The organism is Nocardia sp. NPDC004711 (assembly GCF_053601595.1).
Window position 1 is genome coordinate 55,481 of record NZ_JBSGCB010000014.1, and the last position, 21,976, is coordinate 77,456.

24 protein-coding genes and 1 pseudogene are annotated in these 21,976 nt (G+C 69.7%); 7 read left to right on the forward strand and 18 right to left on the reverse strand.

Annotated features, from left to right (window positions below):
• Positions 1-118: 118 nt before the first annotated feature.
• Complete coding sequence (locus tag ACWEKS_RS16055; RefSeq protein WP_452340796.1) at positions 119-556, forward strand: GlcG/HbpS family heme-binding protein; 438 nt, start codon at positions 119-121, stop codon at positions 554-556.
• Positions 557-762: 206 nt separating this feature from the next.
• The gene (locus ACWEKS_RS16060; RefSeq protein WP_452340797.1) at positions 763-972 is read left to right on the forward strand and encodes a hypothetical protein; all 210 of its coding nucleotides are present in this window, start codon (positions 763-765) and stop codon (positions 970-972) included.
• Positions 973-1,022: 50 nt separating this feature from the next.
• Here ACWEKS_RS16060 and ACWEKS_RS16065 read toward each other — a convergent pair whose 3' ends face one another.
• Positions 1,023-1,811 carry a hypothetical protein gene (locus ACWEKS_RS16065; RefSeq protein ID WP_452340798.1) on the reverse strand — a complete coding sequence of 263 codons (789 nt, stop codon included), beginning with the start codon at positions 1,809-1,811 and terminating at the stop codon, positions 1,023-1,025.
• Between the two features lie 166 nt (positions 1,812-1,977).
• On the opposite strand from ACWEKS_RS16065, the gene ACWEKS_RS16070 reads away from it, so the two are divergent.
• The 4 genes and pseudogenes from ACWEKS_RS16070 (at position 1,978) to ACWEKS_RS16085 (ending at position 3,576) form a co-directional block, all read left to right on the forward strand.
• The gene (locus ACWEKS_RS16070) at positions 1,978-2,361 is read left to right on the forward strand and encodes a MarR family winged helix-turn-helix transcriptional regulator (protein ID WP_452340799.1); all 384 of its coding nucleotides are present in this window, start codon (positions 1,978-1,980) and stop codon (positions 2,359-2,361) included.
• Between the two features lie 87 nt (positions 2,362-2,448).
• The gene (locus ACWEKS_RS16075) at positions 2,449-2,754 is read left to right on the forward strand and encodes a GbsR/MarR family transcriptional regulator (protein WP_452340800.1); all 306 of its coding nucleotides are present in this window, start codon (positions 2,449-2,451) and stop codon (positions 2,752-2,754) included.
• Positions 2,755-2,846: 92 nt separating this feature from the next.
• A pseudogene (locus ACWEKS_RS16080) lies at positions 2,847-3,236 on the forward strand (FAD-dependent oxidoreductase); the annotation flags it as partial.
• A 1-nt stretch (position 3,237) separates the two neighbouring features.
• On the forward strand, positions 3,238-3,576 hold the full coding sequence (locus tag ACWEKS_RS16085) for a hypothetical protein (protein ID WP_452340934.1): 339 nt from the start codon (positions 3,238-3,240) through the stop codon (positions 3,574-3,576).
• Between the two features lie 28 nt (positions 3,577-3,604).
• Here the strand turns inward: ACWEKS_RS16085 and ACWEKS_RS16090 are convergent, their stop codons facing one another.
• The 6 genes from ACWEKS_RS16090 to ACWEKS_RS16115 all read right to left on the reverse strand — a co-directional run bounded on the left by ACWEKS_RS16090 (position 3,605) and on the right by ACWEKS_RS16115 (position 10,405).
• Positions 3,605-3,769 carry a hypothetical protein gene (locus ACWEKS_RS16090; RefSeq protein WP_452340801.1) on the reverse strand — a complete coding sequence of 55 codons (165 nt, stop codon included), beginning with the start codon at positions 3,767-3,769 and terminating at the stop codon, positions 3,605-3,607.
• A gap of 128 nt (positions 3,770-3,897) precedes the next feature.
• Positions 3,898-5,517, reverse strand: a complete 1,620-nt coding sequence (locus tag ACWEKS_RS16095; RefSeq protein ID WP_452340802.1) for an MDR family MFS transporter — start codon at positions 5,515-5,517, stop codon at positions 3,898-3,900.
• Positions 5,518-5,545: 28 nt separating this feature from the next.
• Complete coding sequence (locus ACWEKS_RS16100) at positions 5,546-6,685, reverse strand: cytochrome P450 (protein WP_452340803.1); 1,140 nt, start codon at positions 6,683-6,685, stop codon at positions 5,546-5,548.
• A gap of 27 nt (positions 6,686-6,712) precedes the next feature.
• Entirely contained in the window at positions 6,713-7,918 is a 1,206-nt protein-coding gene (locus tag ACWEKS_RS16105) for a GNAT family N-acetyltransferase (RefSeq protein WP_452340804.1), read from the reverse strand.
• Complete coding sequence (locus ACWEKS_RS16110) at positions 7,915-9,216, reverse strand: DegT/DnrJ/EryC1/StrS family aminotransferase (RefSeq protein WP_452340805.1); 1,302 nt, start codon at positions 9,214-9,216, stop codon at positions 7,915-7,917. Before ACWEKS_RS16110 ends, ACWEKS_RS16105 begins: the two co-directional genes overlap by 4 nt.
• A gap of 7 nt (positions 9,217-9,223) precedes the next feature.
• Positions 9,224-10,405 carry a 2-deoxy-scyllo-inosose synthase gene (locus ACWEKS_RS16115; protein WP_452340806.1) on the reverse strand — a complete coding sequence of 394 codons (1,182 nt, stop codon included), beginning with the start codon at positions 10,403-10,405 and terminating at the stop codon, positions 9,224-9,226.
• 294 nt (positions 10,406-10,699) lie between these two features.
• On the opposite strand from ACWEKS_RS16115, the gene ACWEKS_RS16120 reads away from it, so the two are divergent.
• Positions 10,700-11,488 carry an MmyB family transcriptional regulator gene (locus ACWEKS_RS16120; protein WP_452340807.1) on the forward strand — a complete coding sequence of 263 codons (789 nt, stop codon included), beginning with the start codon at positions 10,700-10,702 and terminating at the stop codon, positions 11,486-11,488.
• Here ACWEKS_RS16120 and ACWEKS_RS16125 read toward each other — a convergent pair whose 3' ends face one another.
• The 11 genes from ACWEKS_RS16125 to ACWEKS_RS16175 all read right to left on the reverse strand — a co-directional run bounded on the left by ACWEKS_RS16125 (position 11,489) and on the right by ACWEKS_RS16175 (position 21,975).
• Positions 11,489-12,280 carry an alpha/beta fold hydrolase gene (locus tag ACWEKS_RS16125; RefSeq protein WP_452340808.1) on the reverse strand — a complete coding sequence of 264 codons (792 nt, stop codon included), beginning with the start codon at positions 12,278-12,280 and terminating at the stop codon, positions 11,489-11,491.
• Positions 12,281-12,425: 145 nt separating this feature from the next.
• Positions 12,426-13,022 carry a GTP-binding protein gene (locus ACWEKS_RS16130; RefSeq protein ID WP_452340809.1) on the reverse strand — a complete coding sequence of 199 codons (597 nt, stop codon included), beginning with the start codon at positions 13,020-13,022 and terminating at the stop codon, positions 12,426-12,428.
• Entirely contained in the window at positions 12,997-13,344 is a 348-nt protein-coding gene (locus ACWEKS_RS16135; RefSeq protein WP_354832974.1) for a DUF742 domain-containing protein, read from the reverse strand. Before ACWEKS_RS16135 ends, ACWEKS_RS16130 begins: the two co-directional genes overlap by 26 nt.
• Positions 13,341-13,775, reverse strand: coding sequence for a roadblock/LC7 domain-containing protein (locus ACWEKS_RS16140; RefSeq protein ID WP_452340810.1), 435 nt, complete (start codon positions 13,773-13,775; stop codon positions 13,341-13,343). Before ACWEKS_RS16140 ends, ACWEKS_RS16135 begins: the two co-directional genes overlap by 4 nt.
• Positions 13,772-15,304 carry an ATP-binding protein gene (locus tag ACWEKS_RS16145; protein WP_452340811.1) on the reverse strand — a complete coding sequence of 511 codons (1,533 nt, stop codon included), beginning with the start codon at positions 15,302-15,304 and terminating at the stop codon, positions 13,772-13,774. Before ACWEKS_RS16145 ends, ACWEKS_RS16140 begins: the two co-directional genes overlap by 4 nt.
• Before the next feature lie 396 nt (positions 15,305-15,700).
• The gene (locus tag ACWEKS_RS16150; protein WP_452340812.1) at positions 15,701-16,648 is read right to left on the reverse strand and encodes an ABC transporter substrate-binding protein; all 948 of its coding nucleotides are present in this window, start codon (positions 16,646-16,648) and stop codon (positions 15,701-15,703) included.
• 46 nt (positions 16,649-16,694) lie between these two features.
• The gene (locus tag ACWEKS_RS16155) at positions 16,695-17,864 is read right to left on the reverse strand and encodes an LLM class flavin-dependent oxidoreductase (RefSeq protein WP_452340813.1); all 1,170 of its coding nucleotides are present in this window, start codon (positions 17,862-17,864) and stop codon (positions 16,695-16,697) included.
• Positions 17,861-19,096, reverse strand: coding sequence for an LLM class flavin-dependent oxidoreductase (locus ACWEKS_RS16160; RefSeq protein WP_452340814.1), 1,236 nt, complete (start codon positions 19,094-19,096; stop codon positions 17,861-17,863). Before ACWEKS_RS16160 ends, ACWEKS_RS16155 begins: the two co-directional genes overlap by 4 nt.
• 109 nt (positions 19,097-19,205) lie before the next feature.
• A complete protein-coding gene (locus tag ACWEKS_RS16165) occupies positions 19,206-20,231 on the reverse strand; it encodes an ABC transporter substrate-binding protein (protein WP_452340815.1) in 1,026 nt (341 codons plus the stop codon).
• On the reverse strand, positions 20,228-20,998 hold the full coding sequence (locus ACWEKS_RS16170; RefSeq protein WP_452340816.1) for an ABC transporter ATP-binding protein: 771 nt from the start codon (positions 20,996-20,998) through the stop codon (positions 20,228-20,230). The genes ACWEKS_RS16165 and ACWEKS_RS16170 overlap by 4 nt, the downstream gene beginning before the upstream one ends.
• On the reverse strand, positions 20,995-21,975 hold the full coding sequence (locus ACWEKS_RS16175; protein ID WP_452340817.1) for an ABC transporter permease: 981 nt from the start codon (positions 21,973-21,975) through the stop codon (positions 20,995-20,997). The genes ACWEKS_RS16170 and ACWEKS_RS16175 overlap by 4 nt, the downstream gene beginning before the upstream one ends.
• Position 21,976: the final 1 nt, after the last annotated feature.

Here is a 21,976-nt window from a genome sequence, read left to right on the forward strand (position 1 = left end):
GCCCTCACTCCACTATTGCTCGGACATGGCGTCGAATTTCGCCGAAGATGCTGACTACGAGGCGAATTCGAGCCAGCGGACGGACGGATGTTCCTGGGCGCGGGGATAGGGTGTGGGGATGGGTGAGACTCCCCGGTTGCCGGGTTTGACTTTGGCTGATGCTGATTGGTTGGTTGCGGCTGCACTGCGAGTGGGGGCCGAGCGTGAGTTTCCGCCACTTGCAGTAGCAGTTGTCGATGTCACCGGGTCGGTGATCGTGTTGCGGCGTGCCGACGGCGGGATGCCGATGACGAGCCGGATTGCGGTGGCGAAGGCGCGCACGGCCTTGCTGACGCTGCGAGCGTCGGGGGGTATCGACTTGCCTGGAGCGATCACCGGCAGTATCCAGCATCTGTTTGGCGGTGATTTCGTGCCGTACGCCGGCGGTGTTCTCGTGACCGAGAACGGGGTGATTCTGGGCGCGGCGGGGGCCTCGGGCGCGCACGCCAAAGAAGATGAGTTGGCTGTGCAGACTGCTGTCGAGCAGTGGCACGAAGACCGTTCTCACACCGCCTAACCGGGTCGCGAGCCCGCACCGAGGGGCACGTGGTGTTTGGTCGCCTCGAACCTGGCCCGCACGGCGGCGGCCAGTTCGGGCGCGGCATGCTCGAACTCTCTCCAGGTGGCCATCGGTCCACCATGTCATATCGATCGGCCGGAACGGGGGCGACCACGCCAGCGCGTCCACAGGCAAAGAACAGCGGCGTGGATTACTGTGGCCGCGTGGGCTTTACCGAATTCGGTCCGGGCGACGTCGTGTACTTCCCGGAGGGGCCGTTCATCGGAATCTGCGGCGTCGTGCGCACCGTCGACAAGCACCGGGAAGAACTACGCATCGATTTCAGCGAAGGCCTGGTCCACCGGGAGGGCGGCGTCCTGAGCGAACGCCGCCACAGCTTCACCGTACGTTTCGACGAGGTCGAACTCGTCTGACCGTTGGGTGGCCGCCGGTCGGTCGGGCCGTGGGAGGGTGGAAACATCCCTCAGTGGCGGGTGAGTTCGCTGTTGATCAAGATGGGGTCACCCTTGGCGTCGGTGCCGGTCATGGTCGAGATCTGGTGATCGCCCGAGTCGGCAATGGTCCAGAAACGTAGTGTCACAGCGGAATCGCCCTGAGTGCAGGTTTGAACGGGGGGATCGAGTTTGGCGGTGTCGCCGCGGGAGACGAGCGTCCAGGTACAGCCGTCGTCGGTGCGGGCGACCAGCCGGTCGCCGTAATTCCTTGTGAGCGTGACGTTTCCCTGGGGTGCGTTGTTGGCCGACCAGTTTCCTTCGAAGGCTTTCGCGGCGTCCGGGTCGTCCTCGCGGACCCTGGTCCGCGCCCCGTGTTCCAGGGTGAAGGTGTAGTCGGCGTCCTGGTGATGACTGAGGGCGGTAATGGATTCGGTTTCCTTGTCGCCGTGTACCCGTACGGTCCAGGCGGTGGTGGTGTAGGAGTAGCCGAAGGTGGGGTTGTGGCAGGTCTGGTTGGGCGGGTCGAGGGTCAGACCGTCGGCTGTGGACTTGAATTCCCAGGTACAGCCCACGTCGGTGCGCCCGGTGACCCGCCCGGCGGCGGACGAGGTGAAGATGATGTCGCCGATCTGCGGCCCGTCCGGGGCGCCGGGGGTGTTCTCGGTCGCGTAGTTGACCATGGTCGAGTGGTCGGGGAAGTCGTAGTTCCAGCGCCCGAGATAGGCCGCGCCGGAGTCGGGCTCGGCCACGGCCGCGGGTGCGGTGACGACGAATGTGACGCCCAGGAGGGCAAGGGCAGGGAACGGTGATCGGGACATGACTCGCACGGTCTTTCGATTGACTATCCTGAATACACGGAAACTTGATTGCTAGGAAACCTAGTAATAAGAATGACGAGAGGCTTGCGAGATGTCAACGAGGAAAACAGATTTGATCGACGCCGCCCTGGCCGGAATCGGCCGCACAGCTGAAAGCAGCATGCGAATGAATCAGAGCGCCGCCGCGCGCCTGGGCATCAACGCCACCGACATGCAGGTACTGCAACTGCTGCAGTCGGGCCCGCGCACATCCAGTGAACTGGCGAAACTCACCGGTCTCACCACCGCCTCCATGACCGGTCTGATAGACCGGCTCGAGAAAGCCGGATTCGCCACTCGCGTCCGGCATCCCGCCGACCGGCGGCGTGTCCTGATCCACCTGAACGATGCCCGCGCTCGGGCCGACATCGCCCCCCTCTTCGGCCCCCTCCTCGGCACCTGGCGGCGCGCCCTGTCCGCCTACACGGTCGAGGAACTCACCCTGATCACCAGCTTCCTGACCCTTGTCGAGGAAGGCTTCGACAAGGAACTCGGCCCGCAGGCGGACTGACCGAGTTTTGTCGGTTCGATGGCCCGTTCTCGGCTCAACGGCCTCCGGTGCGGAGGCCGTCGAGGGGGTCGGATCCTGGGGTGGTTGATGATCTGCGATCCGGCAGAGCAGTCGGCCGAGGAGATTGCGGAGGCGGTCGGTGCGAGCCGGGCGTCGCTTGCGACCAATATGCGGGTACTGACCGACGCCGGCTTCCTGCGGCGACGCACGAAACCCGGCGAGCGCACCCACTATTACCGGATGGACGACGACGCGTGGGAAACCGTGGTTCGGCGGCGCGTGGCCAGCCTGGCCGCCTTCCACGATGTCACCGTCGCCGGAATGGAATTGGCGGGGCCGACACCGCCCGTGTCCGGCGACTGCGGACCGCGTACGAGGTCTTCGACTGGATGACCAAGCGTCTCACCGAGGAACCCCTTCCCTTCCGAAAGGACGCAATGTGACGACCTCATCGACTCGCGGTGAGCGGACGGCGATAGTGGCCGATGGCGGTATCGGCGGACTCGCCGCCGCGATCGGGCTGCGGCGCCGGATGGTCGGTCACCGTGCTGGAACGACGCGCCGATCTTCGCGAGATCGGGGCCGGCTGGTCGTTCGCACCAAATGCCGTGCGAGCGGCGGACGCGCTGGGCGTCGGCGACGCGTTACGCGCGGTGTCGGTCCCGACGCAGGCTGGAGCGACATTGCGCACACCCGCCGGGCGGTATCTCATGCGATACCGCCCGGGACGTGACACCGCGCTGCTGGCCAACCATCGCGCCGATCTGCACGACGCACTGCTCGCCCACGTTCCTGCCGAATGTGTGCGCACCGCAGCCGAAGTCACCAGTGTCGAGCAATCCGACAGCGGGGCCGTGGTCGCCTACCGCACACCGGATGGTCGAGGGCACGTCGCGGCCGATATGGTCGTCGGAGCCGACGGGATTCACAGTGCGGGCGACGGTGCTCGCTGCGCAGCTCTCGGGCGATACCGACATCCCCACCGCCTTGACGCATTACGACCAACTCCGCCGACCCCGCAGCCAACGGGTGCAACACCTGGCTCGCCAGGACCCGAAAATCAGCCTGTCCACCAACCCACTGACGTACGGGCTCATGACCCGGCTCACGCAGATGGCCGGCGGTGCCGTCGCTGCCCGTAAATCTGCTCCCCTGTGGGACTGGACCCCACCCGCCCTCGATGCACACCACTCCACGCCGGTCAACCGTGAATAACGTGGCCGCCCAATAGATACGGGCGGCGCTAGCTCTTCAGGAACCTCAGGTAGAAGGCTGCGAAGATCAGGACGATGCCGATGTTCACCATCAGGCGTTCCCAGAAATGGTGTCGGAAGAAGAGGATGTCCACGCCGACGAACACGACTATCAGTGCGAGGACGTAGAGAACGACTGTTGGCGCTCTTCCCATGGTGTAGTTGTACTACGCACTGCCGCTGTGGGGGTGGAGGCCGAGGTCCGGACCCCTGGATGCTCTCCAGCGGCCCGGCGGCCGAGATTCGCCCAGTGCACATCGCCGTCCGCAGCGGCGGGAGAGGGTCAGGCGGGCGGGGTGCCCAGGATTGTCGTGGGTTCCTTCTCGTCGCGCGGATCGCGGTCGGTGTCGTGGATCGCCTCCTTGCGGGCGACCAGACCGGACACGTCCGCCAGGGGGATGTGCGGAATCAGCAGGGCCACAATGAAAGCGATCGCCAGGCCGGGGAGCAGGTAGGCGAATACCGGAACCAGCGCATGGGCGTAGGACCCGACGATGGCATCGCGCAGTGGCGCCGGAAGGAGGTTGACGACCGCCGGCGGCAGGGCCGCCGGGTTGGCCCCGGTGGACAGCACCTCGCCGGGGTGCGCACGGAAGGCGGCGTCGAGATTGCCGGTGAGACGGTGGGTGAAGATGGAACCGAAGATGGCGACGCCCAGCGCGCCGCCCATCTCACGGAAGTAGTTGTTCGCACTCGTCGCGGTCCCGACATCCGTTGCGGGAACGGCGTTCTGGACCAACAGCACCAGCAGCTGCATGACCATGCCGAGTCCCAGTCCGATGACGAACAGCATCGCCGACACCACCCACGCCGGGGTGTGTGCGTCCAGGCGCGTCATCCAGATCATGCCGGCGGCGATGATGACCACGCCCAGTGGCGGGTAGACCCGGTAACGGCCGGTGCGGGTCACCGCACCCAGGGTGACGGACACGGTCAGGAACATGCCGATGGTCATGGGGATCGACAGCAGCCCGGACGCCGATGCCGAGACGCCCGTGGCCATTTGGAGAAACGTCGGCACGAACGCCACCGACGCGAACATGATCAGCCCCAAGATGAACCCGAGCAGCGAGGTGGTCGCGAAGGTGCGGTTGCGGAACAGTCGCAACGGCAGCATCGGTTCGGCGGCTCGCGATTCCACGCCGATGAATACCGAGATCACCACCGCCACGGTCACCATCATGGCGAGTATCGTCGGCGAGCCCCACCCGTAGCGTTTGCCACCCCAGTCGCTGATCAGGATGAGCAGGGCGGTGCCCGCGCTCATCAGTGCCGCCCCGAGATAGTCCGGCCGCACGGCCGGCCGCTTGCTGGGCAGGGTCAGATGTCGTGCGGCAATGATCAAGGCCGCCAACCCGATCGGCACATTGATCCAGAAGCACCACCGCCAACCGAGGTGATCGGCGAACTCGCCGCCGAGGATGGGTCCGCCGACCGCCGTGAGCCCGTAGATCGCGCCCATCGGCGCACCGTACTTGCCGAGTTCCCGGGCGGGCACCACATCGGCCATGGTGGCCTGGGCGAGAATCATCAGCCCGCCGCCGCCCACGCCCTGCAGCGCCCGGAAGGCGATGAACTCCCAGAACCCGGTCGACACCGCCGCCCCGAACGAGGCCGCCGTGAACACGGTGATGGCGAACAGGAAGAGCCGCCGCCGCCCGAACAGGTCGCCGAACTTGCCGTACAGCGGCATGACGAGGGTGGTGGCCAGCAGGTAGGCGGTGGTGGTCCAGGCCATGTGCGGGACACCGCCGAGCTGACCGACGATGGTGGGCATGGCCGCGCCGGTGATCATCTGATCGAGGCTGGCGAGCAACAGTCCGGCGGACAGGGCCGCGAAGATGAGCCAGATGCGCCGCTGTGTCATGACGAGGGGCGCGGAATCGGTGGTGGCGAGAGCCATTTCGTGAGTCCTCGGTGCTGAAGGGTGGTCACCAGCGCACGGGCAGCGCGGTCAGTCCGCCGGTGAAGACCTCGTCCCGCTCGGCGAGGGTGGCCGGGTCGACGGCGAGGGTCAGGGTGGGGAATCGGCGCACGAGTTGCCCGAAGGCGACCTGCAATTCGAGCCGGGCCAGCGGCGCGCCGAGGCAGTAGCGGGGGCCGTAGCCGAACAGGAAGTGCGCGGCCTCCTGCCGGGTGATGTCCAGGCGCTCGGGATCGGTGAACAGCGCCCGGTCGTGATTGGCGGAGGCGATGCCCAGCAGCACCAGATCACCGGCCGCGATCTCCACATCGGCGACCTCGAGCGCACTGCGCGCGTACCGGGGCAGGCTGCTGGCGTCGCAGGCGCGCAGCAGTTCCTCGGCGGCCGAGTCCACCAGTTCGGGCCGTTCGTGCAGCAGCCGCCACTGGCCGGGATTCTCCAGCAGCATGCGCACCCCGACCCCGATCTGCACCGCCGAGGTCTCGTGCCCGGCGAACAGCAGAACCATGGCGTGCGTGGCGATTTCGGTGTCGGCGACGCCGTCGATCGCACACAGCCGGGACACGACGTCGTCGCCGGGATCGCGCCGCTTCTCCCCGACCAGCTCCAGACAGTAGGCGAACAGCTCGGCCACCCCCTGCTCGACCTTGGCGCGGTCGGCGACATTGCCGACCGCATCGACCCAGTCCCGGAACAGGTTCCGGTCGGTGTACGGCACCCCGAGCAGCTCGCAGATCACCAGCAGCGGCAGCGGCAGGGCGAGCGCGGCCTGCAGATCGGCGGGCGAGCCCTGATCGGCCATCGCGTCGAGCAGCTCCGAGGTGAGTTGCTCGACCCGCGGCCGCAACTCCCGCATCCGCCTGGGCGAGAAGTGCGGCTGCAGCACGGTGCGCATGCGCGCGTGGTCCTCGAGCTCGGTGTCGAAGTTGCCGATCGGCCCGCCCGAGAAGGCCGACTCCCCCAGCCGCGCCGCGGTTTCCGGCGTGCGATGCGCGCGGCCCAGCCGCGGATCGGTGAACAGGTCCCGCACCAGCTCGTAACCGGTGGCCAGCCAGGCCGGATCGCCGGTGGGGGTGGTGACCCGGGTGACCCCGGATCCGACGACCCCGGTCACCGGGCAGATGGACGGAGGGAGCGGCATTGTCATGGTGGTGCTGTCCTCAGGGGAGTTCGATCAGAACGGCGTGGTGTTGAACGGGTTCCGCGCGGGGGTGAAGGCGCGGTCCAGCGCCTCGAGGGCACCGGCGGTGATCTCCTCGACGCGCCCGGCGCGCGCGAGCTCGCCCAGGGTGTGGGCGCCGAAGTAGGCGGTGGTGAGTTCCAGCGGGCCGATGCGGACATCGGCCACGGCCTCCTCGACCGGCGACCAGCTGCCGCGACCACCCGCGATATCGAGCAGGTAGGCGCCGGAACTGAGGCCCCATGGATCGGCGACCTCGACCACCCCGTGGAAGTCGCCGCGGAACTCCCGCGACGCGATGGCCTTGGGCAGGTTCAGGATCCACATCCACATGCCCGCGTCGATTCCGGTCACCGCGGCCGCGCGGGAGTCCTCGAACAGCAGCGGGGTGGGGTCGTCGAGCGCGGTGTCCATCCGGATCTCCGGGTACTCGCCCTGCCCGAGCAGGCACCGCAGCAGTTCCCGGTGCGCGGCGACGGTGAGTGCGCAGAAGTCCTTGACCAGTACCGTATTCCCGGCCAGGTCGTAGATCACGTAGCCGTCCGGGTGCACGATGATGAAGGACTGCGGGCTGATGGCACTCGCCCACCAGGATTCGCCGCGATCCAGTGCGCCCGGGGTGGCCTGCTGCCACAGCGCGTAGATCTGCCGCAGCTCCCCCACCGATTCCGCCAGCCCGGCCTCGCGCACCGACGCCGAATCCCGCTCGGAGACCCTTAGTTTCGCGCGTCCCCGGTCGATGCGCAGGTGCCGGGTGTGCGTCGTGACCCCGACATAGGCGTAGCTGCCGCCCGGGCCGGGCATGGCAGCCAGCACGTCCGCTTCGGTCTCCATTGCGATGGTCATGAGCTCGGCCTGGACCTTGGCGTAGATGCCGCGTTTCTGGTGGGTGGTGGCGACCATCCCCTGTGCGCACGCCGCGACCGACAACTGCGCGCCGCCGGGCACGGTCACCGTGGTGCGGATGATCGCGGCGGTCCCCACGATGCGCGGTTGCCGCGCGATCGAGACGTCCTCGACCACCGCGATGTCCTCGAGCCGGAACTGCCGCTTCCACGCCTCGAAATCGTGGGTCTTCACCCCGCCGAATGCGCGGGCATACCGCCCGCGCAGCTCGTCCCAGTCCGATTCGACGGCCCGGCGGGTGACGATGCCGTCGATGATGCGGCTCTCCCAGTCCGCCATGAGTTCCGATGTCATGCCATGCCTTTCGGGTCGGGGGCGGGGCGCACGGGCAGGTCGGCGGCGTGGGTGCGCACCTTGTCGAGCGCGGTCAGAATGTCGTCGACGTCGCCGCGCCGGCCCAGCAGCACGCTGTGGTGCAGCAGCAGGGTGTGGTCGCGGTAGTGGTCGGCTCCGGGGAAGGGGCGACCGGCGGCGCGTTCGACGGCATCGGCCCACCAGCGCGCGAAGCGGGGTTTGGTGTGCGGGCGCAGCAGGGCGCTGCGGTGCAGGGGCGCGCGCGGCGGGTAGACCCTGGTGCCCAGTTCGGCGGTGAGGGCCGCGGCCACCTGTTCGACGGTGGCGTCACCGAAAGTGCCGGGCTCGAAACGGATTCCGTATTCGTAGACGGCACGCCGATCCACCGGGGCGGGCACCGGAATGGGTGCCAGGCCGGGGATTCGGGGCAGGCCCGCTTCCAGTTCCTTGGCGCGCGTCTCGCGGATCGTGTGCTGGTCGTCGAGGCGCGGCAGCTGGTCGAGCAGCAGCGCCGCGGTCAGCTCGGACATGCAATAGTTCGCGCCCATGACCGTGCCGTCCTCGACGAGCTCGTATTCCCCGGGCGCGGGACCGTCGTCGGTGTATCCGCGGGAGTCGGCGCGCAGCATGAGCATTCGCCGGTAGAGCTCGTGGCTGCCGGTGATCGCGGCCCCGGCCTCTCCGGCGGCGAGGGATTTGGCGGCCCCGAGGCTGAAGACGCCGATCTGGCCGAAGGTGCCGACCGCGCGTCCGGCCCATCGGGTGCCGTGGGCCTGCGAGCAGTCCTCGATCAACGCGAGCCCGGCGGCGTCGGTGACCGCGGTGATCCGGTCGAGTTCGGCTGCGGTACAGGCCAGGTGCACCACGATGGCCGCTCTGGTACGTGGTGAGATCGCGGCGCCGAGGTGGCCGGCGGTGAGGCAGCCGGTGGCGGGATCGACGTCGACGAGCACCGGGACCGCGCCCACCCGCAGCACCGCGGTGGCCGGGGCGACCCAGGTCATGGCGGGCACGATCACCTCGTCGCCGGGGCCGATGCCGAGCGCTTCGAGCGCGATGACCAGGGCGCTCGAGCCGTGGTCCACGCTGACCCCGTAGTCCGCGCCGTTGTAGCGGGCGAACGCCTCCCCGAACCTCCGCTCCCGGGACTTGCCGCCGTTCGGGCTGTACCAGGTGACCGACCAGCGCGACGAGTGCAGTGCGGCAAGCAGTTCCGCGGCGGTGCGATTGTCGTACTGGGGCCAGCGTGGCCACGCACGCGCCGAGCGCACCGGTGTGCCGCCGTGTATCGCGAGCACGGCGGGCCTACCCGACCACGACCGGCGCGGACGCCGACGGCTGGGCGATCACGTCGAGGGCGGCGCGGATCTCGCGCACCGCCACCGGCACCAGCGGCAGGTCGCCGGTGTACTCCGGGCGGCCGAGGGCGCGCAGCAGCACGAACGGCACCGCATCGGGCCGAGGCGGCAGATAGCCCCTCTTGTTGTCGTCGGCGACCACCGCGAGCACATCGTCGATACGCACCGAATCCGGCAGCGCGGGTTCCACCCCCAGACCGGTGACGATCTCGTAGTGGACGCTCACCTCGTCGTCGGACAGCCACCCGCGCGCGTGCGAGATGTGCGCGGCCACCAGCATTCCCAGCGCAATCGCGGCGCCGTGCGGCAAACCCGCCGCGCCGCGCACGCGATGATCGCAGATCTCGATGGCGTGGCCGGCGGTGTGACCGTATTCGAGGACCAGCCCCGCGCCGCGCTCGTACGTGTCGTTCCGGGTGACCGCGGATTTCGCGGCAATGCTGGCGTCCAGCAGCCACAGCAGCGAATCCGGTGCGGTCATGTTGCCGATCACCGCCCGCAACCCGGCCAATGCGGAAGGGTCGATCGCGAGGCAGTTCTTCGCCATTTCGCACAGGCCCGAACGCAATTCACGCTCGGGCAGCGTGGTGAAGAACTCGACATCGGTGAAGACCGCCTCGGGCGCGTAATAGGTGCCCAGATGGTTCTTGCCCACTCCGCTGTTGATGGCCTGCTTGAGCGAGAGCACCGAATCCATCGCCGCGATGGTGGTGGTCGGCACGTGCACCAGCCGCACACCTCGGAACAGCAGATTCGCCATCAGCCCCGCCAGATTGCCGGGCACGCCACCCCCGAAGGACACCACCACCGACCGTCGCGTGATGCCCGCGCGCAAGGCGGTTTCCAGGTGGCCGGACAGGCAGGTCAGCGTTTTCATCGACTCGCCGGAGGGATGCGAAAGGATCAGGGACGGAATCGATCCGGCCAGCCGGTCGATATCACGGCGGTAGCGGGACAGCACCTCGTCATCGGTGACGAATACCAGCCGGTCCGCGCCCAGCGCGGCGATGGCCGCACCGATCTCGGTGATGCAGTCGCGGCCGAAATAATAGGGAAACGATTCTTCCCCGATCACTATCGGGCGCGACCGCAGCCCCGATTCGTCGCCCGACAATGAAGTACTGGCCATTTCCGGTGCCGCTCCTCGCTATTCGCCGATACCCCCCATCGACTCCCCGGCCGGCGCCGCTGCCGTCCCTCGCACGGCCAATATCGAATGCGGGCTCCCCGCTTGGCAACCGCTCGGATACCCCAGTCATGAGCAGGCGAATTCACGAGCACCACTGCGCGAAACAGGTTTCCGCACCGCGACCACCGGCGGTGGTACCGCCGCATCCGGGCACCCCGGCTCGTCGTTCCACCGCACCCGGCGGCGGGCGGGCACCTAGGGTGGAGGCACGCTGATCTGTTCGAGGGGATGCCGTTGGCCGACAACGAATTCGGGCTGCCGACCGCCGAGGGGCTGCGCGCGCCCACGCTGGCCGAGTTCGTGCGCGAGCGGCGCGCCCGGGCCACCGGCCGGCATCCGGCGGGCCTGACCCGGAAGCAGCTGGCCGAGGCCACCCACGCCAGCTTGGGCTATATCGCCAAGATCGAACAGGGTGAGGCGCTCAATCCCGGCCCGGCCATTCTGGATTCGCTGGCGGCGGTGCTGGAGCTGGATGTGGCCGAGCGCATCCACCTCTACCACCTGGCCCAGCAGCGCCCGGCCGCCTCGTCTGCGCGGGCGCTGCGCGGCGGAGATCCGGCGGTGGGCGCGGTGTGCACCATTCTGGACGCGCTGCTGCCGCATCTGGCGGCGGCCCTCGACGACGGCTGGCATGTGGTGGCGTGCAACAGCGCTTTCGACGCGGCGCTGCCGGGATTGTCGCGGCACGGCCACGTGCTGCGGTGGATGTTCACCGACCCGCGGGCACGCCTCGTCGTCGAGGAGTGGGAGCGCGAGGCCCAGTTGATGGTCGGGCGTTTCCGCGCCTACGCCGCCGGGTCCCGCGACCGCGACGAGATCGAGCAGCTGCTACGCGAACTGGGCGAGCAACCCGACTTCCGGCGGCTGTGGACCGCGGGACATGTGCACATCGGCCGCCACGACCCCACCTTCACGCTGCGCGATCCGCGCACCGCCACCGTGTTCGACGTGCGGGTGCAGCGCTATCGCGGGACCGCGCCGGGTCCGGCGCACCAGCTGTTCCTCGGACTGGTCGAGACCTGATCAGGACGGCAGGGCGGCGAGGAACTCCCGCAGCAGCGTGTTGACCTCGCCGGGGTGGGTGAGGTTCGGTGTCATGGCGGCCCCGGCGATGGTGTGCACCGGGGCCGGACTGCCCAGCGCCGCAGCCAGTTCCGCGACCTCCTCGGCGCTGGTGGCCTGATCGGCCAGCCCGCGGATCACCAGCGCCGGACAGTCGATGTCACCGAGCAGCTCGTGCACCGAGTCACGGTTGACCAGGCATTCGCCAGCCAACCGCATCCGATTGCGCGGTGCGGTGGCCCATTTCGCCCGCCACGGCTGCTGATCGGCCGCGGTGCCCCCGATCATGAGCGAGCACACCATTCTGATGGTGGGCCCCGGGGTCGCGCTGCTCGCCCACATGTCGAGCACTTCGCGGTACCCGGCACGCCGCTGCGGCGTCATGGCCGCCGGGCTCGACCCGATCACGATCAGCCCCGCCACCCGCGGCCGCGCCAGCAGCGCCATGCGCACGGCCGTGAACCCGCCGTGCGCGACCCCGCCCACCACGACCCGCTCGAGGCCCAGCTCGTCCACCACCGCCCAGGCGTCACGGGCGAGATCCCAGTAGCTGAACGGGGTCTCGTCGTCCTCGCTGGCCCCGTGCCCGCGCGAGTCGATGGCGATGATCCGGTAGTCGGGCGCGAGCGCGTCCATCTGCGGGGCGAACATCTCCTGGTCCATGAACAGGCTGTGCCCGAACACCACCGCCGGCCCCGGCCCGCCGGTATCGGTGTAGTGGATCTTGACCGATCCGCGGCTCGCAAACGGCATTCCGAAACTCTTTCGCTTCACCCGGCAGGAAGCGCTCACCGTAGCGTAGATTCCAGCTCGGATGGATGGCGTTGCGAGATGCGTCACGCGAGCGGCCCGGCCGGGCCTTTCACCACGAATGATGTTCTGCCCGTGGAAAATACGGCTAGACGCGCGGCTCCAACAGGTACTCGACCAGGGTGATGAGCGATTGCAGGCACGGATTGCGGTCCCGGGCGTCGAGCCGCATCAGCGGCGTGCCCTGGTCGAGATCGAGCGCATCGCGGACCTCGTCGAGCGGATGCTTGGGCGCGCCATCGAAGTCGTTGACGGCCACCGCGAACGGCACACCGCGCTCCTCGAGGATGGACAGCGATTCGTCGGCCTTTTCCAGCCGGCGTGTATCGACCAGTACCAGCGCGCCCAGCGCACCGACGGCCAGGTCCTCCCAGATGGGCACGAACCGGCGCTGGCCGGGCGTGCCGAACAGGTACAGCGCCAGACGCGGATTCAGGGTGATGCGGCCGAAGTCCATGGCCACCGTGGTGGTGGTCTTGCCCGGCAGCCCGGCCATATCGTCGATGCCGACGCTGGCCTCGGTGATCGTCTCCTCGGTGCGCAGCGGCCGGATCTCCGACACGCTGCCCACGAACGTGGTCTTCCCGACGCCGAAGTTACCCGCCACCAGCAACTTTACGGTGCGGGTGACGGTCTGCGGCACATAGTCGACGACGCGCTCATGCGGAGAGAGCGCGGAGTCCATCGAGTACCTCCTCCAAGAGGGCTTTGCCCGGTAGCGCTTCCACCGGGGTCGGGACGGCCAGATGACCGCTGTCCAGTAGATCCGCCACCAGGATTTTCACGACCGAGGGCGGCAGGTCCAGATAGGCCGCCAACTCGGCCAGCGTCAGCACGCCGCGGCGGGCGAGCTGGATGATGCGGCGGGCGTCGGCCGACGCGCCGGGGGCCGGATCGGCCACCGCGACAACCAGACTGACCAGATCCAGCACCCGCGTGGGGCGCGATCGGCCGCCGGTGCGCACATACGCCCGGACCAGATCGGGGTCGCGCCGCGGCCGGCTCATGAGCGCGGCAGATCCGCCCTGGTCCGCGACATACTGCCGAGCTCACGCCCGACCCGCAGGGCCAGTTCGTTCATCCGGTGCGCGACCAGGCTGACATCCACGTCCTGGGTGGTCGAAACACCCAGGAGCGCACCGGCTCCGGCGGCGGTGATGAAGATCATGCCGTCGGCGTACTCGGTCATGTTCTGGCGCACCGCATTGTCGGAGGTGCCGCCGCAGAACTCGGCGAGCGCCTTGCCCAGGGCCCGCAGGCCGGAGGCGGCCGCGGCGAAACGCTCGGCGTCGTCGATGCTCACGCCACTGGTGTGCGCGATGCGCAGGCCATCCTCCGATAGCAGGACGGCGAACCGGACCCCCGGCGCTTCGAGATCATCGAGCAACCAGGCCAGCCGGTTGGTGTCACTGACGGCGGTCGCGGGCGTACCGGTCACGATGTCATCCCTTCGGAGTGCTCGAACGCGGCCGCTCGACCGCGCTGGGAGCCGCTGTGCCAGGCAGCGGCGATATCGGGTCGCGCGGATGTCGAATCATCCACGACGACCGGGCGCACGGGTGCCGCCACCGACACCGACGCCGAGCGGCGGCGCCGCTTGGGCAGGCCACCGGAAGTGAGTTCCTGAGGCGCCGAATCCATGGCCACCACCGTGGGTTCCGGGTCGGGTGCCGGAATCCGGGCGGGCGCCGGCACGGGGGTCGGTGCGGCAACGGCCACGGGGGTCGGGGCGGGCGCGGCCAGCAGGGTCTCCGGAATGAAGACCATGGCGCGCATGCCGCCGTACATATTGGGGCCGTCGATGTAGACCGAGAAGCCGTAGCGGCGCGCAAGTGCGGCCACGCCGGGGAACCCGACGCGCGGGGTCGGACCCAGCGCGTGGATGTCGACGAGCTGGTCGCCCGCGAGGACGCGGCGGGTCTCCTCGAGCTGCTCGGGGTTCATCCGCACACCGGCGTCGTCGATGATCACCGTGATGCCGTGGTGACCCTCCTGGAAACCGATGTCCACGTACGAAGTCGGCGGCGAGTAGCGCAGCGCGTTGTCGAGCAGCGTCGCGACGGTGTGCACCAGCGGTTCCACCGCGCGGCTCACGACCGGGCGGTCCAGCTCGGTGGCGCGCACCCGCGTGTAGTCGCGGACCCGGCCGGTGGCGCCGCCCACCACGTCGGTGAGGGTCTGCTGCGGCCAGCGACGGCCGGGCAGACCGCCACAGACGATCACATAGGACTGCGCCTGGCGGATCATCTGCTGCACGGAATGGTCGATGCGGGTGAGCGTTTCGAAGGTCTCGTCATTGCGGTGCTGACGCAGCGCGGCGCTGAGCACCTGGCTGACGTCCGCGCCCAGGCTCACCACCGAGGCGCCGAAGGCGCGCACGGCGGCCGAGGTGGCCTCGCGGGCGGAGCCCTCCACCTGGGCGCGGGCGGCGTCGGCGGCCTCGGCGACCGCGCTGCGCGAGGCCGCCCCGGCCTGCGCGACGGCGACGCGGGCGGCCTCCTCGGCCTGGGCGATGGCCAGCTGGGCCTCCTCCTCGGCGTGGGCCATCGCGGTCTCCCGCTCGGATTCGGCCTGCGCCACCGCGAGCTGCGTTTCGGTCTCGGCTTCGCGCCGGACCCGGTCGCGGGTCTCGGCGGCCACCTTCTGCAGCTCCTCGCCGCAGCGGGCGGTCCACTGCCACACCAGCTCCGCGATACGTGACTGCTCGAGCACGATCGGCAGGTCCACGGTGGGGTTGTCGGGGTCCGAGCGTCGGACGGCGGCACCGATGGCGGGCACGACGTTCTCGGTCAGGTTCACGATCATGTCCTCGACCGCGACGTCGCGGTTGGCCTGCTCCGCACGCAGGGCGGCAACCCGCCCGCGTTCGGCGCGCATGGCACGCCACAGAAACAGCAGCCCGACCACGGCGATTAGGAGCGCGGCAGCGAGAACCCAGGAAAGCAGCACGGCGTTGTCTTGATTCATCAATTCTCTTGTCGTCCGGCCGATCCTGAAATCGGCGGAGCCACCATAGCAGAATCCTCTGTCTCCCCTAACCTTTCGGTATCTCCGAGCAAACCGCAACCCGGAGCCCGTGCAGCTCACAGCATTTCACTGCGATTTGCACCCCGAAGCCCCGGTGCGGAAGGACCCGGTCACCCGGGCGATCCGAACCCGAGGTCCACGGCCCGGCAACTGGTCACTTGACCACCGCCCCGGATTCCCTGCTGTCCCCGCCCCTGACCTGCGCCCCGGCCCTGCCTGCACGCCAGCAACCTCCCGGTTCCCGCAGCAGAACGCCGCGTGGCACCCGGTGGAGACCGCTACAGCAAATCGTCTCCATCGGATGCCGCGCGGCAACGGGCACTGCTCGCGCAGGCCTCAGCCGGCGGTGGCCGCGGTCGTGGCAGTGACCGCATCGGTGATCCAGGGAACGACCGCCGCGCGCACATCGATCCGCCGGGTCAGCAAGCCGTTGGCGCTCAGCAGGTCCGCCGCGCGCTGTTGCTCATCGAGGAACTCCGCGGTCACCGGACCGACGCCGAAGGGCCGGCCACGCAGGGCGGCCTCCCAGGCATCGAGGTCGGCGGTGCCGCCGCGGGCGACGATATCGTCGACGAAGTACTGTGCGGCCGCGCGCGGGTTCTCGGCGATCCACGCGTCGGATTCCTGCAGGGCGGCGATGATCGACTCCAGTTCCGCACGGTGCTGCTCGGCGAACCCGCGGCGGGTGAACCACAGTGACGGGTGGCTGAACACCGACTCGGTGTCGACGAGAGTGTGCAGTTCGGTGGTGGCCTCGAGCGCCGCCAGCGCCGGGTAGGCGCCGACCCAGGCGTCGAGTTCACCGGTGCGCAGCAGGTTTCCACCATCGTGGATATCGGTGTCGACCGGTTCGATATCGGCCCAGCCGAAGCCGGCACGGTCCAGGGCGAACAGCAGCAGGGTGGTCTGCCAGGAGCCGTGGGCGATGCCCACACGCTTGCCCTTCAGGTCGGCGACGGCCTCGATGCCGCTACCGGCCAGGGCGACCAGGCGGCCGTTCTCGATACGCGGGCCGGAGATGCCGACGTAGACGATGTCGCGATCATTGCCCAGGGCGGTGATCGGCGGGGTGAAGCCGGTGCCGATGAAGTCGTAACCGCCCTCGGCGAACAGCCAGTCCGAATGCTGGGACGGCAGGGCGGCTTTCACGTCGACAGGTGCGGGCTCGGGCAGTGCCCGCAGATCGACCCACTCCACCTCGGGCAGGGCGCGTTCGAGGATGCCGCGGTGGCGCAGGACGAACAGGGAGTTGTTGTGCGGGAAGTACCCGACCCGGATGCTCATGAAATCTCCTGGTGAATGCGGATTTTCGGGGATGTGGTCACGGTGGTCAGCGGGTGGCGGCGAGAGTGCCGGCCGGGCCGGGTACGGTGAGGCGGGAGCGGCCGAGCAGCGGCAGCACCTCCTCACCGACCCGGTACGCCTCTTCCAGGTGCGGGTTCCCGGCCAGGATGAACGCGTCCACACCCAGGTCGATGAGTTCGTCGAGGCGCTGGGCGACCTGCTCGTAGCTGCCGACCAGGCCGAAGGCCGGGCCGCCGCGAATCAGGCTGAACCCGCACCAGACATTGGGCTGGACCTCCAGATCCCGATAGCCGGTAATGGTTTCGGGGACCCAGCCCTGGATGCGGGCCGCACCCACCGAGTCGCCCTGGGCGGCGCGGTTGGCGGCGTCCCGATCGACGAAGGTCCAGCCCTGCTCGATCTCGGCCCAGGCGGCCTCCGCGGTGTGGCGGGCCACGATGTCGATGCGGACGGCGAACTTCGGTGTGCGGCCGGTGCGTTCGGCGTGCGCGCGCACGCCGTCGAATTTGGCGCGCAGGTCGGCGAAGGGCTCGAGCCAGGACAGGTAGTAGTCGGCGTGGCGGCCCGCGGCCTGCACGGCGGCGGGTGAGGAGCCGGAGAAGTACACCTCCGGGAACGGTTGCCCGGCCAGGGCGGGCGGCAGTGCCGCGCCCCCGGTGCGGAAGAAGCGGCCCTCGTGGTCGAGGGGTTCGCCGTCCCATACGCCGCGCAGCACCTGGAGGAATTCGCTGGTGCGGGCGTAGCGGTCGTCGTGGGAAACCTTGTCGCCCCACCACAGTTGGGCCGGTCCCCCGCCGCCGCTGATGATGTTGTAGACCAGCCGCCCGCCGGTGGCGCGCTGCAGGCTGGCCGACATCCGCGCGGCCTGCACCGGGTGCAGGAATCCGGGCTGGAAGGCGACCATGAACCGGTAGGTGGTGGTCTCGCGAGCCAGGGCGGCGGCCACCGCCCACGGGTCTTCGGTGATGGGGAACGACGGCAGCAGGCCACCGAGGAACCCGGCCGATTCCGAGGCACGGGCGACGGCCGCGGCGTGATCGAGGTAGCTGTAGCCGTCGAGTTCGCCCGCGCGCACGGCCGGGGCGATATTGCCGGGACCGTAGCCGCCCGCGTGGCCGCGGTTGTAGCGGCGCGGGGTGCGCAGTGAGGCGTGATCGCCCTCCATGCCGATGCGCCAATAGATGTCGATGGTCATGCGGTGGCCTCCTTCAGGGTGCGGCCGGTCGGGTCGGCCAGGTACAGCAGGTGTTCCCCGGCGCGGTAGACCTCCTCGAGGTGCGGGTGCCCGGACAGCACCACGGTGTCGACACCGGCCGTGGCGTACGCCCGCAATCGCCGTGCCACCTGCTCGTAGCTGCCGACCAAGCCGATGGCCTGCGGATATCCCAGCTGGGTGAAGCCCGCCCAGCGCCCGTCACCGAGGTCCAGCGCGTCCGCACCCGGCCCGTCGGGATACAGTTCGCGCCATTGCCTTTCGACCCGGGCCCACGCCTCGGTCTCGGTCTCGCGGGCGATGACGGGCACCTCGACGCCCGCCCGCACGCTGCGCCCGGCCGTGGCGGAGAGCGCCCGCAGTTCGGTGAGGGACGCGTCGAGGCCCTGCGGCGTCTCGGTGAAGACGTGCACATCGCCGTGACGTGCCGAAAGTTCCAGCGCCGCAGTCGAATCCCCGCTCAGGTACACCGCCGGGAAGGGCAGGCCGGACAGGATCCCCCGGAATCCGCCGTCGATGACGTCGTAGTACTCCCCCGCGTAGTCGAACCCGGTGCCGCGGAATCCGGCCGGGGGCACCGGGTTCTCGTTCCAGACACCGCGTGCCACGGTGAGGAATTCCGCTGCGCGCGCGTACCGATCGTCCCCGGTGACGCGGTCACCGCGCTGTCGCGCGTCGTCGGCGTCGGTGTCCACCGTCAGCCGCCAGCCCAGTCGCCCCGCCGAGAACCGTTGCAGGGACGCCGAAACCTTCGCCGCGTAGACCGGTGTTCCGAAGCCGGGATGGAAGTCGACGACGACGCGCGTGTGCCGTGTGGCCCGCAGCGCCGCGCCCGCCACGATCCACGACTCTTCGCCCGCCGGGTCGTAGGGTGCGACCACCCCGTCCAGACCGGACAACTCGGCGGCGTGCACCACCTGGTGCAGGTCGTCGAACGGCCCGAACCGCCCGGCTCGGACATCGGTCACGGCACGATCCACCGTGGGGGCCTCGACGCTCGCCGAGCCGCCTGCCTCGGCCGAACCAGCGCCGACCACGCCGAGAGCGGGTGCTCGGCCCCGGTCCGACGCGCCTCCGATACCGTTGCGCCCGGCCCGATTCCGATCGGCATCGACGGCGGGGATCGGACTGCCACTCCGGCCGCGGTGTCGCAGCCCGGCATCGGCGCGGCGGCCGTCGCCGCGGCTGGGCAACCGCCACAGGTACTCGGTCATGCGCGCACCTCCGCGGCGGCGCGGGCGGTGGCGCTGGTCGATCTGCGCGTGCCGCGCCTGTGGCGCGCGGCGAGGTCGGCGGGAGCGGTTGAACGCCATCGGGGTTCGGTCATGCTGCGGCCTGTCCGGCGGCGACGAGGGCGCGCGCCTGCTCGAGGGGTTCGGGGGCGATCCAGGAGCCGAGGTCGAAGTCGGCGGCGAGGAAGCCGTGGGTGTAGAGGAACTGCTGCTGGACGGCGAGCAGCTCGAGGCGCTCATCGGACAGCGACGGGTGCAGGCCGATGTTGAAGTCCGTGCCGTAGGCGGCGGTGACACCCTCGGGGCCGGACAGGGTTTCGCGTTGCAGGACTTCGGCGGCGGCGTCGCGGTGGGTGGTGGCCCAGTCGGCGGCGCGCAGGGTCTGGGCGAGGAAGCCGATCACCACGTCGGGGCGGGTGTCGAGCAGGTGCTGGTGGACGGTCAGCGGGCGGGGTGTGCCGTTGTTGACGCGTAGCCGCTTGGACTCGGTGGCGTCGAGGTCGACCGCGATCCGCAGCCCGTGTTGCCGGGCGACCTCCTGTGCGCGTGCGCCTTTGACGTAGATGGCGTCCACGGTGCCGTCGAGCAGCTCCGCCACGCCCCAGGTCAGGCTCCGCTCGCGCTGCTGGATCTCGGTGCGCACCTGGGGATTCGACTCCACGCCGAGCTCGATGACGCGCACGTCGGCCAACGTCAGGCCGCCCAGGCGCAGGGCACTGGCGAAACCGTGCAGGGCCATGGCGCGCGGGAAGCTGCGCGCCCGGTCCCGCGCCCAGGCCGGAATGCCGACGCGCAGCCCGGCCAGCTCGGCGGCGGAGGTGACCGGCGAATCCGGGCCCACCACAATGGCTTGCGCCTCGTCGATCCAGGTCAGGCCGATGAGCCGGGTCGGCGAGCCCTGGGCGCGGGCGGCCAGGGCGGGCACATTGCCGCCCTCGCGGATGAGGCCGGCCAGATCGTGGTCGAAGTCGCGGATCGCGAGTTCGGGTGCGGCGTCCTGGAGGACGCCGAAGGCCAGTCCGTTGTGTTCGGCGGTGTCGCCGAGCCAGCCGAGGCTGTGGGCGAGGCCGCTGGCGGTGGGGACCGGGCAGCGGGTGTACCAGAGGGTGTCGGTCATGAAGTGCTCCTGGGGTTTTCGGTGCCCGGACGGTGGACGCCGAGCTGGGCGAGGAACGCGGACCGGTAGCGCAGGGCGGCCGGATCGGTGTGGTCGCGCGGTCGCGGCAGGTCGATGGCCTGATCCACGGCGAAGCGGCCGCGGTCGAGGATGAGCACCCGATCGGCCAGCCGTACCGCCTCGTCCACGTCGTGGGTGACCATGAGCACCGCCGGGCGGTGACGGGCCACCAGGTCGCCGACCAGGTCCTGCATGCGCAGGCGGGTGAGGGCGTCGAGTGCGGCGAACGGCTCGTCGAGCAGCAGCAGATCGGGTGCTCGGACCAGCGCCCGGGCCAGGGCGGCCCGCTGGGCCTCCCCGCCGGAGAGCGTGGCGGGCCATTGCCGGGCCTTGCCGGCGAGCTGCACCTCGGCCAGCGCGCGCAACCCGGCTTCGCGCGTCGCACGCGAACGGCGCTGCCCGATGGTCACATTCGCCAGCACCCGCTTGGACGGAACCAGGCGTGGCTCCTGGTAGACGGTGGTGCGGGCGGGCGGGACCAGCACCTCGCCGGCGTCGGGCTGCTCGAGTCCGGTCAGCAGGCGCAGCAGGGTGGTCTTGCCGGTGCCGCTGGGGCCCAGCAGCACCACGAACTCGCCGCGGCGGATGGTCAGGTCGACACCGTCGAGGATCACCTTCTCGCCGAAGGCTTTCCGCAGTCCGGTGATCGAGACCGCCAGTGGCGACGCGGTGTCGTGCGGGATGGTGATGGCGTGCGGGGTCGTCATCGCATGGCCACCTGTCGCCGCCACGGCATGGCCAGCCGCTCGACCAGCCGCACCGCGCCGTCGAAGACCAGTCCGAGCAGCGCGTACAGGACCACGCACAGCACCATGTAGTCGGTGCGGTTGTATTCCTGGGCGAGGGTCACCAGATAGCCGACGCCCTCGGTGGTGCCCACCTGTTCGGCGGCGATGAGGCCGGTGATGCTGATGGACAGGCACACTCGCAGGGCCATGAGCACCCCCGGCAGCGCGGCGGGCAGGATCACCTCGGCGACCAGCCGGACTCCGGTGAGCCCGAAACCGCGGGCGGCCTCCACCATCTTGCGGTCCACATTGCGGACGCCGAGGTAGGTGTAGGCGTACATCGGGGCCACCGTCGCGACGGCGATCAGCAGCACCTTGTACAGCTCGTCGATGCCGAACCAGGCGATGAACAAGGGCACCAGCGCCAGGAACGGCACCGCGCGCACGATCTGCAGGGTCGAATCCACCAGTTCTTCACCGAGACTGGACAATCCGGCGAGCAGGCCCAGCGCCATGCCGGCCGTCACACCGAGCGCGACGCCGAGCGCGGCGCGCGTGAACGACGCGAGCGCGAAGTCCGTCAGCTGGCCGTTGCGGGCCAGCTCGAGCATTGCCGACCACACCTTGGGCGGACCGGCGAGTACCTGCGGCGACAATGCCCCGGTGGCCGACCCGATCCACCAGGCGGCGATGATCAGCGCGGGCAGCACGAATCGCAGCGGCAGCGAAACCCATGCGGGCCTGCGACGTTCGACCCGCGCCCGGGGCGGGGCCAATCCGGATCGATCCCAGCCCGGGTCCGGGGCGGCCGCGGTTGCACGGCCGGCCGCGTTCTCACCGATCGCGCCCGAGGCGGGATCGGCTGCGGCCGAACCGTTCTCATTCTCGGTCGTGCTGAAAGAGTCGTCGTCGATACCCGAGGCCCGCTGCGGGGCGGGCGCGGCGGAAGTGGCCATG

Coding starts and splice junctions, on each gene's coding strand:
- ACWEKS_RS16070 (WP_452340799.1), top strand. CDS start 1,978: ATGAATCAGAGCGCCGCCGCGCGCCTGGGCATCAACGCCACCGACATG.
- ACWEKS_RS16090 (WP_452340801.1), bottom strand. CDS start 3,769: ATGGGAAGAGCGCCAACAGTCGTTCTCTACGTCCTCGCACTGATAGTC.
- ACWEKS_RS16130 (WP_452340809.1), bottom strand. CDS start 13,022: ATGGACTCCGCGCTCTCTCCGCATGAGCGCGTCGTCGACTATGTGCCG.
- ACWEKS_RS16095 (WP_452340802.1), bottom strand. CDS start 5,517: ATGGCTCTCGCCACCACCGATTCCGCGCCCCTCGTCATGACACAGCGG.
- ACWEKS_RS16145 (WP_452340811.1), bottom strand. CDS start 15,304: ATGAATCAAGACAACGCCGTGCTGCTTTCCTGGGTTCTCGCTGCCGCG.
- ACWEKS_RS16085 (WP_452340934.1), top strand. CDS start 3,238: ATGGTCGAGGGCACGTCGCGGCCGATATGGTCGTCGGAGCCGACGGGA.
- ACWEKS_RS16125 (WP_452340808.1), bottom strand. CDS start 12,280: ATGCCGTTTGCGAGCCGCGGATCGGTCAAGATCCACTACACCGATACC.
- ACWEKS_RS16165 (WP_452340815.1), bottom strand. CDS start 20,231: ATGACCGACACCCTCTGGTACACCCGCTGCCCGGTCCCCACCGCCAGC.
- ACWEKS_RS16075 (WP_452340800.1), top strand. CDS start 2,449: ATGATCTGCGATCCGGCAGAGCAGTCGGCCGAGGAGATTGCGGAGGCG.
- ACWEKS_RS16100 (WP_452340803.1), bottom strand. CDS start 6,685: ATGACAATGCCGCTCCCTCCGTCCATCTGCCCGGTGACCGGGGTCGTC.
- ACWEKS_RS16135 (WP_354832974.1), bottom strand. CDS start 13,344: ATGAGCCGGCCGCGGCGCGACCCCGATCTGGTCCGGGCGTATGTGCGC.
- ACWEKS_RS16170 (WP_452340816.1), bottom strand. CDS start 20,998: ATGACGACCCCGCACGCCATCACCATCCCGCACGACACCGCGTCGCCA.
- ACWEKS_RS16065 (WP_452340798.1), bottom strand. CDS start 1,811: ATGTCCCGATCACCGTTCCCTGCCCTTGCCCTCCTGGGCGTCACATTC.
- ACWEKS_RS16160 (WP_452340814.1), bottom strand. CDS start 19,096: ATGACCGAGTACCTGTGGCGGTTGCCCAGCCGCGGCGACGGCCGCCGC.
- ACWEKS_RS16115 (WP_452340806.1), bottom strand. CDS start 10,405: ATGGCCAGTACTTCATTGTCGGGCGACGAATCGGGGCTGCGGTCGCGC.
- ACWEKS_RS16055 (WP_452340796.1), top strand. CDS start 119: ATGGGTGAGACTCCCCGGTTGCCGGGTTTGACTTTGGCTGATGCTGAT.
- ACWEKS_RS16155 (WP_452340813.1), bottom strand. CDS start 17,864: ATGACCATCGACATCTATTGGCGCATCGGCATGGAGGGCGATCACGCC.
- ACWEKS_RS16150 (WP_452340812.1), bottom strand. CDS start 16,648: ATGAGCATCCGGGTCGGGTACTTCCCGCACAACAACTCCCTGTTCGTC.
- ACWEKS_RS16175 (WP_452340817.1), bottom strand. CDS start 21,975: ATGGCCACTTCCGCCGCGCCCGCCCCGCAGCGGGCCTCGGGTATCGAC.
- ACWEKS_RS16105 (WP_452340804.1), bottom strand. CDS start 7,918: ATGACATCGGAACTCATGGCGGACTGGGAGAGCCGCATCATCGACGGC.